This is a genomic window from Pseudomonas sp. (assembly GCF_030698175.1).
Classification (GTDB): Bacteria; Pseudomonadota; Gammaproteobacteria; order Pseudomonadales; family Pseudomonadaceae; genus Aquipseudomonas.
On record NZ_JAUYNT010000010.1, the window covers coordinates 111,518 to 125,057 of the forward strand.

At 59.6% G+C, this 13,540-nt stretch carries 17 protein-coding genes; 8 read left to right on the forward strand and 9 right to left on the reverse strand.

Annotated features, from left to right (window positions below; translation table 11 throughout):
* The first annotated feature begins 47 nt into the window (after nt 1–47).
* Genes hisI through Q8R10_RS04920 form a run of 7 tightly spaced genes read left to right on the forward strand, consistent with a single transcriptional unit; the run spans nt 48 to nt 3,392 of the window.
* Nucleotides 48–464 (forward strand): phosphoribosyl-AMP cyclohydrolase, encoded by a 417-nt coding sequence (gene hisI / locus Q8R10_RS04890; RefSeq protein WP_305651554.1) that lies wholly within the window; start codon nt 48–50, stop codon nt 462–464.
* Nucleotides 457–795: a phosphoribosyl-ATP diphosphatase gene (locus Q8R10_RS04895; RefSeq protein WP_305651556.1), complete on the forward strand. Its 339-nt coding sequence runs from the start codon at nt 457–459 to the stop codon at nt 793–795. Before hisI ends, Q8R10_RS04895 begins: the two co-directional genes overlap by 8 nt.
* Nucleotides 796–819: 24 nt before the next feature.
* A complete protein-coding gene (locus Q8R10_RS04900; protein WP_305651558.1) occupies nt 820–1,071 on the forward strand; it encodes a twin-arginine translocase TatA/TatE family subunit in 252 nt (83 codons plus the stop codon).
* 6 nt (nt 1,072–1,077) lie between these two features.
* Nucleotides 1,078–1,404, forward strand: a complete 327-nt coding sequence (gene tatB / locus Q8R10_RS04905) for a Sec-independent protein translocase protein TatB (protein ID WP_305651559.1) — start codon at nt 1,078–1,080, stop codon at nt 1,402–1,404.
* The gene (tatC, locus tag Q8R10_RS04910; protein WP_305651561.1) at nt 1,401–2,210 is read left to right on the forward strand and encodes a twin-arginine translocase subunit TatC; all 810 of its coding nucleotides are present in this window, start codon (nt 1,401–1,403) and stop codon (nt 2,208–2,210) included. Before tatB ends, tatC begins: the two co-directional genes overlap by 4 nt.
* A gap of 10 nt (nt 2,211–2,220) precedes the next feature.
* Nucleotides 2,221–2,928: a 16S rRNA (uracil(1498)-N(3))-methyltransferase gene (locus Q8R10_RS04915; RefSeq protein ID WP_305651563.1), complete on the forward strand. Its 708-nt coding sequence runs from the start codon at nt 2,221–2,223 to the stop codon at nt 2,926–2,928.
* A 53-nt stretch (nt 2,929–2,981) separates the two neighbouring features.
* Nucleotides 2,982–3,392, forward strand: a complete 411-nt coding sequence (locus Q8R10_RS04920) for a UPF0158 family protein (RefSeq protein WP_305651565.1) — start codon at nt 2,982–2,984, stop codon at nt 3,390–3,392.
* Nucleotides 3,393–3,519: 127 nt separating this feature from the next.
* Here Q8R10_RS04920 and Q8R10_RS04925 read toward each other — a convergent pair whose 3' ends face one another.
* The 5 genes from Q8R10_RS04925 to pip form a co-directional block, all read right to left on the reverse strand.
* On the reverse strand, nt 3,520–4,254 hold the full coding sequence (locus Q8R10_RS04925) for an amino acid ABC transporter ATP-binding protein (RefSeq protein WP_305651567.1): 735 nt from the start codon (nt 4,252–4,254) through the stop codon (nt 3,520–3,522).
* Nucleotides 4,247–5,209, reverse strand: coding sequence for an amino acid ABC transporter permease (locus Q8R10_RS04930; RefSeq protein WP_305651568.1), 963 nt, complete (start codon nt 5,207–5,209; stop codon nt 4,247–4,249). The genes Q8R10_RS04925 and Q8R10_RS04930 overlap by 8 nt, the downstream gene beginning before the upstream one ends.
* Before the next feature lie 251 nt (nt 5,210–5,460).
* On the reverse strand, nt 5,461–6,255 hold the full coding sequence (locus tag Q8R10_RS04935) for a transporter substrate-binding domain-containing protein (protein ID WP_305651569.1): 795 nt from the start codon (nt 6,253–6,255) through the stop codon (nt 5,461–5,463).
* 156 nt (nt 6,256–6,411) lie between these two features.
* Nucleotides 6,412–6,849 carry a D-aminoacyl-tRNA deacylase gene (gene dtd / locus Q8R10_RS04940; protein ID WP_305651570.1) on the reverse strand — a complete coding sequence of 146 codons (438 nt, stop codon included), beginning with the start codon at nt 6,847–6,849 and terminating at the stop codon, nt 6,412–6,414.
* Nucleotides 6,846–7,817 (reverse strand): prolyl aminopeptidase, encoded by a 972-nt coding sequence (pip, locus tag Q8R10_RS04945; RefSeq protein ID WP_305651571.1) that lies wholly within the window; start codon nt 7,815–7,817, stop codon nt 6,846–6,848. Before pip ends, dtd begins: the two co-directional genes overlap by 4 nt.
* Before the next feature lie 89 nt (nt 7,818–7,906).
* Between pip and Q8R10_RS04950 the strand changes: the two genes are divergently transcribed.
* Nucleotides 7,907–8,338: a hypothetical protein gene (locus Q8R10_RS04950; RefSeq protein ID WP_305651573.1), complete on the forward strand. Its 432-nt coding sequence runs from the start codon at nt 7,907–7,909 to the stop codon at nt 8,336–8,338.
* A 56-nt stretch (nt 8,339–8,394) separates the two neighbouring features.
* Here Q8R10_RS04950 and Q8R10_RS04955 read toward each other — a convergent pair whose 3' ends face one another.
* From Q8R10_RS04955 to Q8R10_RS04970, 4 genes are all read right to left on the reverse strand, one after another.
* A complete protein-coding gene (locus tag Q8R10_RS04955; protein ID WP_305651575.1) occupies nt 8,395–8,649 on the reverse strand; it encodes a hypothetical protein in 255 nt (84 codons plus the stop codon).
* Between the two features lie 64 nt (nt 8,650–8,713).
* Nucleotides 8,714–9,721 (reverse strand): class 1 fructose-bisphosphatase, encoded by a 1,008-nt coding sequence (locus Q8R10_RS04960; protein WP_305651577.1) that lies wholly within the window; start codon nt 9,719–9,721, stop codon nt 8,714–8,716.
* Between the two features lie 80 nt (nt 9,722–9,801).
* Entirely contained in the window at nt 9,802–11,727 is a 1,926-nt protein-coding gene (locus Q8R10_RS04965; protein WP_305651579.1) for an autotransporter domain-containing SGNH/GDSL hydrolase family protein, read from the reverse strand.
* Between the two features lie 143 nt (nt 11,728–11,870).
* Nucleotides 11,871–13,520, reverse strand: coding sequence for a histidine kinase N-terminal 7TM domain-containing protein (locus Q8R10_RS04970; protein ID WP_305651581.1), 1,650 nt, complete (start codon nt 13,518–13,520; stop codon nt 11,871–11,873).
* Between the last annotated feature and the right edge of the window lie 20 nt (nt 13,521–13,540).

Consider the following 13,540-nt stretch of genomic DNA (forward strand, 5'->3'; position numbering starts at 1 on the left):
TTCAATATTTTTTACGGCCACCAACCGCTGGCCGCAACGGAACTGATATGAGCAATTGGTTAGACAGCATCAAGTGGGACGCCGACGGCCTAGTGCCGGCCATCGCCCAGGACCATAAAACCGGCCGTATCTTGATGATGGCCTGGATGAACCGCGAGGCGTTGCAACTTACCGCCACCGAGCAGCGCGCCATCTATTGGTCACGTTCGCGTGGCAAGCTTTGGCGCAAGGGCGAAGAGTCCGGCCACGTGCAAAAACTCCACGAGTTGCGCCTGGACTGCGACGCCGACGTGATCGTGCTGATGGTTGAACAACTGGGCGGCATCGCCTGTCACACCGGCCGCGAAAGCTGCTTCTATCGCGTCTTCGAGAACGGCGCCTGGCAGATTGTCGAGCCGGTGCTGAAAGACCCCGCCGCCATTTATGCCAGCGCACCGAGCGCACCAGGACACCGCCATGACTGACACCCTCAGCCGCCTCGCCGCCGTATTGGAGGCGCGTAAAGGCGCCGCCGCCGACAGCTCCTACGTCGCCAGCCTGTACCACAAGGGCCTGAACAAGATTCTCGAGAAAGTCGGCGAAGAGTCGGTAGAAACCATTCTCGCCGCCAAAGATGCCGCCATTAGCGGCGACTGCAGTGACCTGATCTACGAAACTGCCGACCTGTGGTTTCACAGCATGGTGATGCTGGCCGCTCTCGGGCAACATCCGCAGGCGGTGCTCGACGAACTGGACCGGCGCTTTGGCTTGTCGGGTCACGACGAAAAAGCAGCACGCGCAAACACCACCGAATAAACAACTTAACGAGGCGAAACTGTCATGGGTATTTTTGACTGGAAACACTGGGTCGTTATTCTGATCGTGGTGGTCTTGGTGTTCGGCACCAAGAAACTCAAAGGCTTGGGCACCGATATTGGCGAGTCGATCAAAGGCTTTCGCAAGGCCATGAACGACGAAGACAAGCCCGCAGAACCTAGCCCAACGCCGACGCCAACGGCTGCACCACTCAATCAGCCCAACACCATCGACGTGCAGGCACAAAAAGTCGAACAGCCGGCCCACAAGGAATAACCCCTAATGTTCGGCATCAGTTTTGGCGAATTACTGCTGATCGGCCTGGTCGCCTTGTTGGTGCTCGGGCCCGAGCGCCTGCCAGGCGCGGCGCGCACCGCCGGCCTGTGGATTGGCCGGTTAAAGCGCAGCTTTAACTCGATCAAGCAGGAAGTGGAGCGCGAGATCGGCGCCGACGAAATTCGCCGCCAGCTGCATAACGAAAACATCATGGCACTGCAAAGCAAGTCGCAAAGTACCAATGCCGCACTGCACGATGGCGAGCAAATGACCGCACTGGAAACTTCGCCGGTGGCCAACAACGAACCGCCTCAACCGCCGCGTGCCCTATGAGCAGCCAACCCGCTGACAAGCCTGAAGTCGAGGCGCAAATGCCCTTGGTTTCGCACCTCACCGAATTGCGTACGCGCCTGTTGCGTTGCGTGGCCGCGATCTTTTTGATCTTTGCCGGGCTGTTTTATTTCGCCCAGGACATTTACACCTTCGTATCCGCCCCGCTACGCGCCTACCTGCCGCCCAACGCCACCATGATCGCCACCGACGTGGCCTCGCCGTTTATCGCGCCCTTTAAGCTGACCATGATAGTCGCGCTGTTTCTGGCCATGCCGGTGATCCTGCAACAGGTCTGGGGCTTTATCGCGCCCGGCCTGTACAAGCATGAGAAACGCATCGCCATGCCGCTGCTGGCCTCGAGCATTGTGCTGTTCTATGCCGGCATGGCCTTCGCCTATTACCTGGTGTTTCCGATCATTTTCCACTTCTTCGCCAGCGTCACCCCCGAAGGCGTGTCGATGATGACCGACATCAACAGCTACCTGGATTTTGTGCTGACGCTGTTCTTCGCCTTTGGCGTCGCCTTCGAGATCCCGGTCGCGGTGGTGCTGCTGATCTGGATTGGCGTGGTTGATGTGGCCTACCTGCGCAAGATCCGCCCTTACGTGGTGATTGGCTGCTTCGTGGTCGGCATGGTGCTGACGCCACCGGATATCTTCTCGCAAACCCTGCTGGCCGTACCTATGTGGATGCTGTTTGAAGTGGGCATTTTGTTCGGCAGCCTGGTGCATAAGCGCGGCGAGCATCCTGAGGATGAGTCTGCCGACAGCAACAGTGGCGACCAGCCGCCCGCCACCCAGCCGTGACTCTTTAGCCATGAACCTGCTGCTACTGGAAGACGCCGACTTTATCGGCGCCGACCGCGTACTGCTGCAAGGACGGCGCCTCAAGCACCTGCAAGACGTGCATCGCGCAGCCGTCGGTGACAACCTGCGGGTCGGCCGCATCAATGGCCTGATGGGCCAAGGCCAACTGCTGCGTCTCGACACTGCCGAGGCCGAGCTGCAAATCAGCCTCGACCAGCCGCCACCGACCAAGCTGCCCCTGACGCTGCTCTTGGCCCTGCCGCGACCCAAGATGCTCAAGCGCGTGCTGCAGACCGTGGCCAGCATGGGCGTGCCCAAGCTGATTTTGCTCAACAGTTATCGGGTGGAAAAAAGCTTCTGGCAGACGCCATTCCTGCAACCTGAAGCGATTCGTGAGCAGCTGATTCTCGGCCTGGAGCAGGCCCGCGATACCGTGTTGCCGGAAGTCATCATCGAGAAACGCTTCAAGCCTTTCGTCGAAGATCAGCTCAGCGAACTGGCCCAGGGCAGCCTCGGCCTGGTCGGCCACCCCGGCGATTACCCCAGTTGCCCGCGCGCGGTCAGCCAGACAGTAACTCTGGCCATCGGCCCCGAGGGCGGCTGGATTCCTTACGAAGTGGAAAAACTCCAAGCCGCGGGCCTTGCGCCAGTGCAACTGGGGACGCGGATTTTGCGGGTGGAAACCGCAGTGACGGCATTGCTGGCGCGGCTGTTCTAACCGCCGAGAACAGGGCTAAGCTTGCTCCACACCCTTACTCTAGGTTGTCTGTCATGCGCCCCTTGACCATCGATCTCGACGAACTCGCCTTCGCCCTCAACAGCCACAACACCGAGCACTACCTTGATCTGCAGACCGGCCAGGTGCTGATGTTTGCCGAAGAAGGCATCGACCCGGAACTGGACGAACTGCTGCAAGACGACCCTGATCGGCTGCTACTCATCGATCCGCTCGGCTCCAGCGAAGGGTTTGCGCTGATGGCACAGTTCCTTCAGGACGTAACCCAGCCCGCGGCATACCAGGTGTTGGAACAGGCCCTGGCCGGGCGCAAGCCCTTTCGCACCTTCAAGCATGCGTTAGGCGCCTACCCCGACCTGCTCCAGGCTTGGTACGATTTCGAGAATACCCGGCAGCGCGAACAGGCCCTGACCTGGCTGATCGAGAACGATATTCAGCAGATCTAGCTCGGTAGGATGGGTTGAGCGCAGCGATACCCATCAATACATCGGGCAACCGCTCGATGGGTTACGCCGCTGCGTGGCTAACCCATCCTACTGGGCTCGCCCTACGTCCGCCTGAGGGTTCAAAGCCTTACAACACCTGACGCAAAAACGCCTGGGCACGCGGGTCTTGTGGCTGACTGAAGAACTGCGCGGGCGCCGCATCTTCCAGCAGTTTGCCGTGATCGAAGAACAGCACGCGGTCGGCCACCTCCCGGGCAAAACCCATTTCGTGGGTCACGCAGACCATGGTCATGCCTTCCAGAGCCAGGGTCTTCATCACGTCGAGTACTTCGCCGACCATTTCCGGGTCGAGCGCCGAAGTCGGCTCGTCGAACAGCATGACTTTCGGCTCCATCGCCAACGCCCGGGCGATGGCCACCCGCTGCTGTTGGCCGCCGGAGAGGCGCGAGGGAAACTCGTGGGCCTTCTGCGCGATACCGACCTTCTCCAGCAGCGCGCGGGCCTTTGCCTCGCTGTCTGCGCGGCTCAGTTTGCGCACCACTTGCTGGGCCAGGCAGAGGTTTTCCAGCACGCTCATATGCGGGAACAGGTTGAAATGCTGAAACACCATGCCGACTTCACGGCGGTAGGCGTTGACGTCGGTTTTCGGATTGCTCAGGTCCAGGCCATCGATGCTGACCGAGCCACTATCGAGGATTTCCAGACCATTCAGGCAACGCAGGAAAGTCGATTTACCCGAGCCGGACGGGCCTATCACCACCAGCACTTCGCCCTTGGCCACCTGGGTGCTGACGTCATCCACCGCGCGCACCACTTGCCCGCGGGCATCGAAGACTTTGACCAACTGACGAACTTCAATCACTTTGCGCGAGCCTCCGCTCCAGCCGTCGGGCGATTTGCGACAGCGGCAAATTAATCAGCAGATACAACGCCGCCACACAGAACCAGATCTCGAAAGTCGAGAACGAAGTGGTGATGGCTTCGCGGCCGCTTTTGGTCAGCTCGGTGATGGCGATCACCGAGACCAAGGAGGTGTCCTTAACCAGGCTAATAAACTGCCCGGCCAGCGCCGGCAGCACCCGCTTGAAGGCTTGCGGCAGCACCACATAACGCATCGCCTGCAGGCCATTCAAGCCCAGCGAGCGAGCCGCCTCGGCCTGACCTTTAACCACCGACTGCACGCCGGCGCGGACAATTTCGGCCACATAGGCGCCGGTAAACAGCGCCAGCGCTGCCACTCCGGCGAACTCGCGAGACAGATTGAGCACTGTGCCGATAAAGAAGTAGAAGATGAAAATCTGCACCAGCAGCGGCGTGCCACGCACCAACTCGACATACACGGTCGACAGGTCGCGCAGGGTCGGATTACTCGACAATCGGCACAGGCCGGTGAGCAAGCCAATCACCAGCGCCAGGCCACCGGCGGCCAGGGAAATCCATAGGGTCGTCAGCAAACCCCAGACCAGCGGGCCGGCGGCCCAGTGGCGGGTCACGCCCAATACATCGCCTTCGGCCACGTCATCGCCAACCGCCAGCCGCAGGCTATCGCTGTCCACGGTCAGCAACTGCTCGACAGCAGCGCTGCTGCGCAGGGTCACCTCGGTGAGCGAGCCGTGTGCCGTCAGTGCGGCCACTTGCCCATAATCATCGGCGCGCTGCTGGACTTCGGCCTGGTAGGCGAAGTACTGCGGCAGCCGATTCCAGTGCCACTCGTAAGAAATCAAGGAGGCGGCAAACCAAAGGCTGCCGGCCAACACCAGCAGGATCACTCCAGTCAGCACATGCCAAGGCCATTGGGCTTTATTCTGTTTAGCCACGCCCCGTATCCACCATTAAAAAAACCATAAATTAATCAGCCATAAACGCGAACGCGCAAGCGTCGAGCCTGTTCAAGATCGTTACGAGCGCAGGTCAGGCAAGGCGAAAACAGGCGAGGACGCGGAGTTTACGAGTTGTAAATGAGCAGTCCGAACCTGTTTTCAACACAGCATGGCCAAGCGCAGTAGATATTGAGCAGACTCGCAGCCTGCGCGTCGGGTCAGCAGTCTAGCTAGAGGCAGCCTGCGGCTTACTCCATGTCCTTCAACCAGCTGGTGTCTTTAAACCACTTGGCGTGCAGGCGATCATAGGTGCCGTCGTGGCGGATCTGCTGCAGGTAGTTATTAATCCAGTTAATGCTGTCGTAGTCGCCCTTCTTCAAACCAAAGGCCAGCGGCTCATAGGTGAAGGGTTCTGCGAGATACAGCAGCTTGCCGGCGCCGGCCTTGTTGACCGCCACTACGTTGTAGGGGGCGTCATAGACAAAGGCATCGGCCTTGCCGTTGACCACGTCCATCACTGCTTCTTGCTCGTTGTCATAACCGTGGTACTCGGCCTTGCTGATCAGCTTCTTGGCGATCATTTCGCCGGTGGTGCCGATCTTCGAGGTCAGGCGGTACTTGGGGTCATTGAGGTCTTTATAGGTCTTGATCTGGCCTTGTAGATCCTTGCGAATCAGCAAGGTCTGGCCAACCACGATAAAGGGTTCCGAGAAGTTCAGGCGCAGATTGCGCTCCTGGGTCAGGGTCATGCCGCTGCCGATCATGTCGAACTTGTTGGTCAGCAGTGCCGGGATGATGCCGTCATAACTGGTGGACACCAGCTCCAGCTTGACGCCCATGGCCTTAGCCATGTCTTTGAGCAGATCGACTTCAAAGCCGATGATCTCGCCGCGTTTGTTGGTCATTTCGAACGGCATATAGGTGGGGTCCATACCGACCCGCAGGGTGCCACTTTTAACCGCGTCTTCAATGGCGCCGGCCTGCGCCGCAGCGCCACCGAGGGTGGTGGCTGCCAACAATAATGTGGCGAGAAACTTTTTCATTTTCGCTCCAAACAGGGAATAAATTCAGGGTCGACCGTCAGGCCCAGCAATGACGCTCGTTTAATGTCGCGCATGTTACCCGCTGAGGGCCGCGCTGACGACCGCGACAACAGCTTAAACGTCAGTTTGCCGCGGCCGGGCGGCGATCTGCGGGCTTTAGCTGTGCAGCAAAAAGGTCACCGGGCCGTCGTTGACCAGATGCACCTGCATGTCCGCGCCGAATTCGCCGCAGGCCACCACAGGATGCGCAAGCTGCGCCTGACTAAGCAGATAATCGAACAGTTGCGCGCTCAAGGCAGGCGGCGCGGCGCTGGAGAAGCTTGGCCGCAGGCCGCTGTTGGTGTCGGCCACCAAGGTGAATTGCGAGACCAGCAATAAACCGCCGCCGACATCCCGCAGCGACAGGTTCATCTTGCCGGCGGCATCGCTAAACACCCGGTAGTTGAGCAGTTTCTGCAGCAGTTTGTCGGCGCTGGCGCGGCTGTCGTGCGGCTCGACGCCGACCAGCACCAGCAGGCCTTGCTCGATGGCGCCGACCACCTGGCCGGCAACCTCAACCCGCGCCTGGCTGACGCGTTGTAACAGCGCCTTCATGCCTCGTCGGGGGCCAGGTCGAGCAAACGATGGGCCAGCTGATCGGCGGCGCGCACCAAAGCATCGGTGATACCGACTTCGGAGGCGGCGTGACCGGCATCGCGGATAATCTGCAGCTCGCTGTTGGGCCAGGCCTGGTGCAGCGCATGGGCGTTATCCAGCGGGCAGACCACATCGTAGCGACCGTGAACGATGACGCCCGGCAGGTGGGCAATTTTCGGCATGTCGCGAATCAGCTGATCGGGTTCGAGAAAGGCCTCGTTAACGAAGTAATGACACTCGATCCGCGCAATCGACAGCGCCCGATGGGCATCACTGAACCGCTCGACCACCTGCGGGTTGGGGCGCAAGGTGGCGGTGCGGCCTTCCCAGGTCGACCAGGCCTTGGCCGCATGCATCTGGGCAATCTGGTCTTGGCCAGTCAGCCGCTTGTAAAAGGCCTGCATCAGGTCGCCGCGCTCCTCCGGCGGGATAGGTGCCAGGTAGTCCTCCCAGTAATCGGGGAACATCCGGCTGGCGCCTTCCTGATAGAACCACTGAAAGTCCTGCGGCCGGCAAAGGAAGATGCCGCGCAAGATCAACCCATGCACGCGTTCAGGATGGGTTTGCGCGTAAGCCAGGGCCAGGGTTGAACCCCAGGAGCCACCAAACAGCACCCATTTCTCGATGCCCAGCTGCTGGCGAATATGCTCAAGGTCGTCGACCAGGTCCCAGGTGCTGTTGCTTTCCAAGCTCGCATGGGGCGTCGAGCGACCACAACCGCGCTGATCGAAGGTAACGATGCGATACAGGTTTGGGTCAAAGAAACGCCGACTCAGGGCGTCGCAGCCAGCGCCCGGCCCGCCATGGATAAACACCACCGGCAAACCATCCGCCGAACCGCTCTCGTCAACGTACAACACGTGCGGCTGCGCCACCGGCAACTCATGGCGGGCGTAGGGTTTAATTTCCGGATATAGCGTCTGCATGCTGCACTCCCGAATCTGCGCGCACGGGCCCAGCTGGGCGCCGCTCTGGTACTCTGTCGGTCATCATAACCACGAAAAGGAACTTCGGCATGCCAGTACGGCGATTTACCCTGGCGCTACTGTTAATTGTCCCCCTGCTCAGCAGTTGCGGCCGCAACGATCCGCAGGCAGCGCTCGAGGCGGCGGTGCAACAACTGCAGGACAATATCGAAGCCAAACGCAGCAGCGCGGTGCTGGAACAACTGCATGCGCAGTTCAGCGGCCAACAACAGTACGATCGCGAATGGGCCAAGCGCACCATGCTCCTGCTGTTTATGCGCCACCAGAACGTCAGCGTGATTGCCTTCAGCAAGCGCAGCCAAATCGACCCGACCTACGCAGAGAAAGGCCACACCGAAGCCGAAATCGCCCTCACCGGTGCCGTCGGGTTAGTCCCCGACAACGCCGCGCATTACCGGCTGAAATTAGAGTGGTGGCTGGAAGATGGCGAATGGCAGCTGGCGCGCCTGAACTGGCAGTAGCTCAGGGCAGGAGTATGGCGGGCGTACCGAGCAGTCAGCTGGAGCGCAAACGCTGCCTACTTCAGGCCTTGGCCGGAGAACAACAGCACCTTGTCGCCGGCAAACTGCACGCTGATGGAGGACTTGTCATCACCCCAGGTGCAACTGCTCATGCCCAAGGCGCCGGCGCATTCCGTCGGCGCGCCGAGCAAGGCCTGAACCTCGGCCTTGTCCATGCTGACATTCAGCTTGGCGTAGTTTTCTTCGCTGACCTTACTGCAAGCACCCAGCAGCAAGACCAAGGACAACAGGGCGAATTGACCAGCACGCATGGCTTAACTCCTGATCGATAGTTACCCGCATGCCCGCCATGCCGACGGGCACATGACAGCCGTTTTACCCTTGGTGATAAGCGGTAACGCGCTCGACTTCTTCCTTCGAGCCGAGGAACACCGCCACCCGCTGGTGCAACGAAGTCGGTTGAATATCGAGAATACGCTGGTAACCATTGGTCGCGGCGCCGCCCGCCTGTTCGATGATAAACGACATCGGATTGGCTTCGTACATCAGGCGCAGCTTGCCTGGTTTCTCTGGCTCACGGGAATCGCGCGGGTACATAAACATGCCGCCACGGGTCAGAATCCGGTGCACATCAGCCACCATCGCCGCCACCCAACGCATGTTGTAATCCTTCTCCAGCGGGCCACTTTTACCGGCCAGCAACTCGTCGACATAGCGGGTCACCGGCGCCTCCCAGTGGCGCTGATTGGACATATTGACGGCGAACTCTTTGGTTTGCTCCGGCACCTGGATATTGTCGTGGGTCATGACGAAACTGCCCAACTCACGATCCAGGGTGAAGCCTTTGACGCCATTACCCAAGGTCAACATCAGCATGGTTTGCGGGCCGTAAATCGCGTAGCCGGCAGCCACTTGTTCGGTGCCTGGCTGCAAGAATGCCTCTTCGCCCAGGTCGCCCTCGTCACCGTTACGGTCCGGGCAACGCAGCACCGAGAAGATGGTGCCGACTGAGACGTTTACATCGATATTGGATGAGCCATCCAGCGGATCAAACACCAGCAGATAGGCACCTTTGGGGTACTTGCCGGGGATCTGGTAAGCGTTGTCCATTTCCTCGGAGGCCATGCCGGCCAGGTGACCGCCCCACTCGTTGGCTTCCAGCAGAATGTCGTTGGACAGTACATCGAGCTTTTTCTGCACTTCGCCCTGAATGTTCTCAGTCTCCATGCTGCCCAGTACGCCGCCAAGCGCACCCTTGGAAACCTCGTAGCTGATTTCCTTACAGGCGCGTGCCACTACTTCGATAAGAAAACGTAAATCCGCCGGTGTATTGTTGCTGCGGGTCTGTTCAATCAGATAGCGGCTCAAGGTAATGCGGGACATGGGAGGCACCGAGGTTGGATAAATTGCACGCAGTTTACCCTTTAACGACCGGCAGTGCCTCCCACTGCCGCTGACCGGCGTTACAGCTCCAGCGACAAGGACAGACCAACGCCCTGCTGATCAACACTGGAGGCATGGCTATAACTGTAGGCCGCACGCAGTGAGAGGTCTGCGGTCAATTTCTGGCTCACACCCAAGCTGGCCTGAACCAGGCTGTCATCCGGCGTGTAGCCCTGCAGCGTGAAGTCGATACCCGGCAAGCTGTTGAGCTCGATGCGCACGTCACTGCTGTCATCGGCATACTCGCGATTGCGCACCACCTCGGCAAACAACAGGGTCTGCGGGCTTAGCTGAAAACGTCCCTGCACGCCGGCGCCCAACTGCCGAGACTTACGCACCTGATCGGCATAGTTGAGCGCAGTCGAGGTGCTGCCATTCTCGCTATAGCCATCGACTTCAACCCGAGCATATTCGGCACTCATAAAGGGACTCAGATGCCACTGGCTGCCAGGTTGCGCAATGTCATAGCCAAGGCGGCCACTCAGCGACCACAACTCACCGGTAGTGTCGCCCTTCTCACCCCGAGTGGCCTGACCAATATCGAACTTGCGCTTGAGGTCGTTGTAATCGAGGTAACCGCCGGTTAACGCCAGATCGGCCCACCAGCGATTTTGCTGGTATTGCGCAAAGGCGCTGGCCAAGGTGCTCTGCACTTGATAGTTGGAGCTTTCTTCGTCGGCCTGCAACTTTTGCTCATACAAGCCCAGCGCCAGACCCACTCGCCAGGCGTCGTCAAGCCGGTAGCTGCCGCCCAGGCTCAGACTGTAGCCGTTACCGTCGGCGCGGGCGCCAGCTTCTTGCTTATCGATATCCAACTGTTGCCCGGCGCCCGCCACGAAGCTGCGCCATTGCCCCTCAGACTGCCAAGCATCGGCATCCGCTTGCCATTGGTTGCGCAATTGCCCCTCATGCGCGCGCAGAGTGTCATAGGCCATTTCTGGCAGCAGGGTGATTTCCCAAGGTGCCGCCAGCAAGGATGCCGCATAGTCTGCGAAGGCTTGCTGACCGGCAATGGTCGGGTGCACCGAGTCGTTGAAGAGCAACTTGCTCGGGTCTGGCGTGGTGCCGCTAATGCCATACACCGGGTTGACGTTGGCACAACCGCTGAAGCAGGTGAGTGACAGATCCTGGCCGGAAGCCAGGCCATAAGAAGCCGGACTGGCCAGCACCTCGCGCACCAACAGCGGCACGTTCAGCGGAATGATTTCAGCGTTAACATTAGCCAGCTGGCGAACCAGTTCGGTGTTGAAGGCGCTCGTCAGTGGCGCGATAAAATCCGACAGGCCCGCACCCAAGGCGAAGGGTGTCTGACTGAGATCACCCAACAGTGGCACCATGATGTAGCGCGCCCCCGCCTGCTGCAGCGCGTTGACGCTGTCCATCAGGCGACCCGCCGAGGCGGTGGCGGCGGGAACATTCAGTACCAAAAAATCGAGAAAGTCGTTACCGCCACCGTTGACGTAATACAGGGCATTCGCATCGAGCGCCTGGCCACGGCTGGCCAAATCCACCAGAAAGGCGTCCCGCTGGCGTAGGTTGGTGCCATCAACCAGTTCGACCACCGAACCTTCACCGCTGCCGGTGATCGAGTCCAATACCTGTGAGGTGGTATTACCGCCCACTGCCCAGTTGTTGCCATCCGGCAGCCCGAGCGCGGCATTGACCGGCGAGGTTGAGGCCGTTAGCGAGCCGAGTCCAAGTTTGAGGCTAAGTATCTGCGTGGCATTGAGGGCAAAAACTTCGCCATTGCCACTCAGGTAGGTGGGACCCACTCTGTTGGTAAAACGTCGTGTGGCGCCGTCTGGACCGCCTGGATCCGGAAACTGCCCGGCATCGCTGAGACTATCGCCGAACACATAAAGCCCGCTGTAGGGCGCGGCGACCAAGGAAGGAGCTACAGCCGCCAACAGACAGGCGGCCGCCAACGGAGTGAGCAGACGTTTCATAAGCAGTCCTTATTATTGTATTTGTGACTTACTGCCGGGACTGTAACGCGCTTTTAAAACTTTGACTGCAAGCAAAACTGTTATTCACAGCAACTGACAGACAGCATTCATAGGATTTATTGACCGGCTGATTTGCTCACTATTCAGCCGACCAAAATACTCGGCTCAACCCGATTACGCCCACCACGCTTGGCTTGATAGAGCGCGGTATCGGCGACCTGCAAGAGCTCGTCGAGACTCTGCCCCTGGCTCGGCCACAAGGCCAGACCGATAGACACCGTGAGCAGTTCTGGGTCGTTGCGGGTGGCCAGCGGGGTGCTGGCCAGTTCGCGGCAAATCGACTGCAGGCGACTGAGCGCCACGGCGCCATCCGCACCTGGCATGATCAGTACAAACTCCTCACCACCAATGCGAAACAGCGCATCGGAGCTGCGCAGATGGCTCGACAACTGCGCAGCCAACGCCTTGAGCACGTCATCCCCGACCAAATGGCCGCACCTATCATTCAGCTCCTTGAAGTGATCGAGGTCGAGCATGGCCAAAGCCAAACTCTGCTTTTCCCGTTGCGCACGGGCCTGCTCATAGTGGAAAAACTCACCCAGATAACGGCGGTTATACAGGCCGGTCAAAGGATCACGCAGCGCCTGCTCACGCAATTGCTCATGCAGCGCCGAGATGGTCTGCAGCCGCTCCTCACTCAAGCTCAAGGCCTCGACCAGCTTCAACGCGCTGAGGTGCGACTCGCTGACATCGCGCAAGTAGAGCATCTCGCCGAGTAACATATTGCCGCTACGACGCACTCGTTCAATGCTGCGCCGGCGCACTTCGAGATAACGCGGCGGGTTGCTCAACGTCAGCAACTGCGCCGCACCCAGAGCACTGGGCAGCAACCACAAGTCGCGCAAGGCGCCGCCAAACACCGGCCAATCTTGCAGCTCGCGGCCCTGCCAGTCAGCACTCAAACCGGCCAGTTGCAACGCCGCCGGATTGGCTTCGAGCACGCGCTGCTGCTGATCAATCACCAACACTGGATCAAGCAAGGCCTCGAGCAATAGATGCCGCGCCACCGGCAATAGATCAAACAGCCGCACGCCGACAATCAGCCAGCCGAACGCCAGCAAGGTAAAGGCAAAACTAAAGGGCGTCGGGTCAAAGCCAAACAACATCCAACCAAAACCGACATAGCTTAAATTGGCCGCCCAAGGCACCGCAGTCACCACCACAAAGGCCAGATAGTGCCGTCGATAAAGGCCTTGGCTGTGCAGCGCCGCGCGCAGTACCACCACCAGGCAGAACGCCATAAACAGGTAGACATACGCGGCGGCGGCAAAAAACAACGGGCCGTGCACATAGCGTATCGGCGCACCAACCGCAGCGGAGATTGGCGCACTGCCGGCCGCGTAAAACAAACCATGCCAAGGGTTGCTCAGCGCCAGTAACCAGCTCAGCAGCGTCATCACCGCCAGGCCCAAAACATAACGTCGCGGCAAGGGCTGCCGCTCACTGTTGACGTACTGCCAGAGAAAGATGGCCCAGAAAGTCGGCACGCCAATAATCCCCGGCCAGGCCATCTGGGCCCAAAACATCTTGCCACTGGCGTCCTGCGTCGCCATCTCCAGCCCGGCCACTAACAGCCACCAGAGAATGCCCAGATGCATGACGAAAAAGCTGCTACGACCGGGAAAATAGCGCTGGCGCAAAACCCAGCGCGACAACCAGAGCACACCCAGCCACACCAGCAAGGTCAGCAACACCGGCGCCGACAGGCTCCAGTCTGCGCTAAAGACAGTCATCGACAGCACACCTGCGCCGT

Bases quoted from the DNA above. Each gene is read 5' to 3' on its own strand.
- hisI (WP_305651554.1), top strand. From the start codon at position 48: ATGAGCAATTGGTTAGACAGCATCAAGTGGGACGCCGACGGCCTAGTG.
- Q8R10_RS04895 (WP_305651556.1), top strand. From the start codon at position 457: ATGACTGACACCCTCAGCCGCCTCGCCGCCGTATTGGAGGCGCGTAAA.
- Q8R10_RS04900 (WP_305651558.1), top strand. From the start codon at position 820: ATGGGTATTTTTGACTGGAAACACTGGGTCGTTATTCTGATCGTGGTG.
- tatB (WP_305651559.1), top strand. From the start codon at position 1,078: ATGTTCGGCATCAGTTTTGGCGAATTACTGCTGATCGGCCTGGTCGCC.
- tatC (WP_305651561.1), top strand. From the start codon at position 1,401: ATGAGCAGCCAACCCGCTGACAAGCCTGAAGTCGAGGCGCAAATGCCC.
- Q8R10_RS04915 (WP_305651563.1), top strand. From the start codon at position 2,221: ATGAACCTGCTGCTACTGGAAGACGCCGACTTTATCGGCGCCGACCGC.
- Q8R10_RS04920 (WP_305651565.1), top strand. From the start codon at position 2,982: ATGCGCCCCTTGACCATCGATCTCGACGAACTCGCCTTCGCCCTCAAC.
- Q8R10_RS04935 (WP_305651569.1), bottom strand. From the start codon at position 6,255: ATGAAAAAGTTTCTCGCCACATTATTGTTGGCAGCCACCACCCTCGGT.
- dtd (WP_305651570.1), bottom strand. From the start codon at position 6,849: ATGAAGGCGCTGTTACAACGCGTCAGCCAGGCGCGGGTTGAGGTTGCC.
- pip (WP_305651571.1), bottom strand. From the start codon at position 7,817: ATGCAGACGCTATATCCGGAAATTAAACCCTACGCCCGCCATGAGTTG.
- Q8R10_RS04950 (WP_305651573.1), top strand. From the start codon at position 7,907: ATGCCAGTACGGCGATTTACCCTGGCGCTACTGTTAATTGTCCCCCTG.
- Q8R10_RS04955 (WP_305651575.1), bottom strand. From the start codon at position 8,649: ATGCGTGCTGGTCAATTCGCCCTGTTGTCCTTGGTCTTGCTGCTGGGT.
- Q8R10_RS04960 (WP_305651577.1), bottom strand. From the start codon at position 9,721: ATGTCCCGCATTACCTTGAGCCGCTATCTGATTGAACAGACCCGCAGC.
- Q8R10_RS04965 (WP_305651579.1), bottom strand. From the start codon at position 11,727: ATGAAACGTCTGCTCACTCCGTTGGCGGCCGCCTGTCTGTTGGCGGCT.
- Q8R10_RS04970 (WP_305651581.1), bottom strand. From the start codon at position 13,520: ATGACTGTCTTTAGCGCAGACTGGAGCCTGTCGGCGCCGGTGTTGCTG.